Origin of the sequence: uncultured Cyclobacterium sp., assembly GCF_963976465.1 — a bacterium.
In the GTDB taxonomy this organism is placed as follows: Bacteria; Bacteroidota; Bacteroidia; order Cytophagales; family Cyclobacteriaceae; genus Cyclobacterium.
On record NZ_CAXBOC010000557.1, the window covers coordinates 1 to 3394 of the forward strand.

The window sequence follows — 3394 nt, forward strand, 5'->3', positions numbered from 1 at the left end:
GCTGAGTATCTTTTCAGCTAAAATTTAAGGCTTCCCGCACACAGGCAAACTCCTTAGTTTTTGGTTTTCACATATTTCGTTATTTATTGGGTATTCCCCTAACCAAAAACTTCGTCAAACAGTGCCTGTGCCTTTGCCATCACCGCTTAAATTTCTTAACGCCGAAAAGCTACAAGGCGGAAGTGAATTTTCGTCATTCCGAGAAGTTACAGGGGATTGCGTAAAGAAAGTCGAAGGAATCTCACAATGACGGGACTGCCGCACACACTATTGGCCCGCCTTAAAGGTTCGCAGTGACGGTACCTCATTCCGAGACTTAACATTTTAAAAACGCAGCAATCATGATGACAGAGTTCAATTAAAAATACCATTGTCACTTTTTTACTGCAGTGCATGTCCCGAGCAGTGAAACGAATCGGGATCAAAAAACTAACGAAAAAACCCCGCCGCTGAGTATCTTTTCAGCTAAAATTTAAGGCTTCCCGCACACAGGCAAACTCCTTGTTTTTGGTATTCTGGTTTGCCTTGCTTTTTGGATGTTAACTAGACCAAAATCTTCGTCAAACAGTGCCTGTGCCTTTGCCAACCCTGCTTAAATTTCTTAACGCCGAAAAGCTACAAGGCGGAAGTTAATATATCATTTGATTAATGATGGGCAATTTTTAACGCAATCGCTGAACTAAGGGCCAGATGGGTAGAAATTTTATATTGCTTAATTTTTCTTTGGTTGGTTTCTTTCATCATGTTCACCCTGTCTTATTCAGGGCCTGTCCTGAAACGAAGTAACTCAGAAACTCCACTCAGTGGTAAAAACAATGGCCCAAAACCCCATGGGGGTGCTATTTTTGTAGCCAAAGCTGTTAAGCCTTGGTTAAGGCAAGAAGCACAAACTGATTTTGGCGGTATTGTTGCTTTTTTTCTGCAACAATACTGACAAAATCTCTCAGGCAAGCGTCATTCCCTTACATTTTTTCTATATCCAAATCCAAACTAATAATTAATCTCTCTTTCCGGTATGTTTTCTCCATACCATGGAAAGGCATATGTCGGAGGATTTTGAAACCGGGTCATTTCAATTTCCAATTTCACAACCGATCCCGATGATATCTCAGCTTGAAAAAATTTGTGATCGATTGTATCAAATTGGTAAGGGTATTTATCGATCATATTTACCCGCTTGATATGGTGTTCTCCAAACATCCCTCCTTGAACAATTACTTTTCTTGTTTCGGTAGGATGAAGATTAACCAATGTAAGAGAAATACCTGCATCGGTGATTTGTTCAACCAATGCGGCCATATCCGGAGGAATTCCGGTTCTTCTATTTTCTGGATCAAAATAGCGCACTGAAGTATGCAATAGTCCTCCATGGTAGATATGGTTGGGAGCACCAAGCATGGTCTGAACAATTCCTTCTAATACAACCGGATTCAGGTTCAGCCAATGATGAACATCCTGGAAATCAGGTGTGGTTGTGTCTTTTCTGATCCTATCCAACCTGGAAAGCATTTCATTGTACGTGGCCTTTAAAATATCTACCGGATAAGTGGGAACCTTCCCTTCTAAATACCCTAACCATGTTGCCGTATTGATTTCATCTCCTTTGCCCTTTCTATAAGTCAATTTTTCCATTTCCTCAGGATCCAACAAGTCTTTTACCCTTTCCCAATCCTTATTTTCCCGGGACATGTACCATAAATGGGTAGGATACATGGGCTGCATCGGCCGGTAGTCGTACCAGCCCCTTTGATCATATCGGTGAGGTACCAATTTTTTACCATTTTCTTCCTTTGCCTCATTTGAAACGGATGCGATTACGGCATTGGGTAAATCCAGATATTTATCATCTCCGGAAATCAGGTATGCATTTGAAGCGCCAATTGTTGTCGCTTCCAACTTATTTTTGACCCCATGTGGCCATTTCCACCCATAATATCCTCCCCACCAATTCCCATCCATATGTTCTCCAATCTCCCCCGAAAGGCCTACATTATCCGGGATTATCCCATTGTTTTTTTCTGTTCTTTCCATCCAAGCATTGACATAGGAGGTTACCCATTCTTTGTATTCCTCCTCCCCATTGTACATATAGGCGTTCAGCATCATGCTTGTTGAAGCCAAATTTAAGGGCACATCTCCTTTCATCATGCGGTTATTTAAAGCCTCCAAAATAAATTGGAATTTGTTGTCGTTGTTCCAATCTTTTCCTGAAGTGACATTGGGTATGTCGTCATATGGAAGGGGGTAATTGCTTAAAATGGGTCTATGGGTAACCCAATCTTCAGCAGTATTAATAAATCTTGGGCCAAGGCTACCTGTAAGTGGGGAACGAATAAGTTTCAGTTTACTGTCAAAATTGGAGTTTTCAGTACCATCATCAAAATACAATTTTGCAAATTTCATGGCCCTATCCCGCATCTTTTTATCAGTAGGATCTGCCAGGCCGAAAAAGTAAAAATAGGTATAGGACTCTCCATGATGCATCCAGTCATAGCCTGCATCAAATTCATCCACTATCTGACCATAGCCGGTAAATTGCCGAGTAACCCCTTCCCATAATTTTCTGGAAAGCAGGTCTATTTCTTTTGGTCCGCCTAGCGCATAATACAAGGGGAAATTATAAAAGCTCTCATAGCCGTCATCTGATCCATCCATCCCGGGCCATTCATCTCTCCAGATTAAGGTACCGTCGGGATTGGTGTATTTTTCAACAAACTCCATGGCAGCAGGATAGAGTGCTACCATCATTTGCCTTTGTAACAAAGCCCATTCCGGAGGTGGAGAAGGTGAGTGATAGGGTACGGATTTAAGGTTGGGAATTGAATCCAATCCCTGACTTACACCAGGAGGAATAATTACTGTAACAAAAAATATTACTACTATAATATATTTCATAATGTTGTTATTTCAGAATTAAATTTTAACCCCAAATTAATTTACGCTTATTTTATAAATTTATAAAAATATAACACAATATCTTTATATTTTGTATGATTTGACCATGAAATGAAAGGTTAAAGGATTGAATAGGAGTCTTGTAATTATTTTAGAAGATATTTTATCCTTTATTGTCACTTTATTCTGCAGGCTCCTCCTTAAACGCAACAACTCAGGGGAAAAGAAATGAACGTTTAACAGCCAGTTAATTGTATAATCTTAAAAAGCAGTTCTAGGTAATAAAGCATTTCTGTTTCTACTATACCAAGTAATTGATTATGACCATTTTTACTTTTTTGCTATAGGTCAAAAAAGTAAGCAACCTGTCCTGAAGCAGAGCTAGTCAGGGAAAACCCCACCGCTAAGTATCTTTTCGACTAAAATTTAAGGCCTCCCGCACACAGGCAAACTCCTCGCTTTTGGTGTTAATATTGCCGTCCCTTTTTTAAATGTTAAC

Annotated in this window: 1 protein-coding gene; it reads right to left on the reverse strand. The window is 39.9% G+C overall.

Annotated elements, in window-relative coordinates; genetic code table 11:
• Positions 1-990: 990 nt before the first annotated feature.
• Positions 991-2895, reverse strand: a complete 1905-nt coding sequence (locus AAC037_RS22090; protein ID WP_339905668.1) for a hypothetical protein — start codon at positions 2893-2895, stop codon at positions 991-993.
• Positions 2896-3394 lie beyond the last annotated feature (499 nt).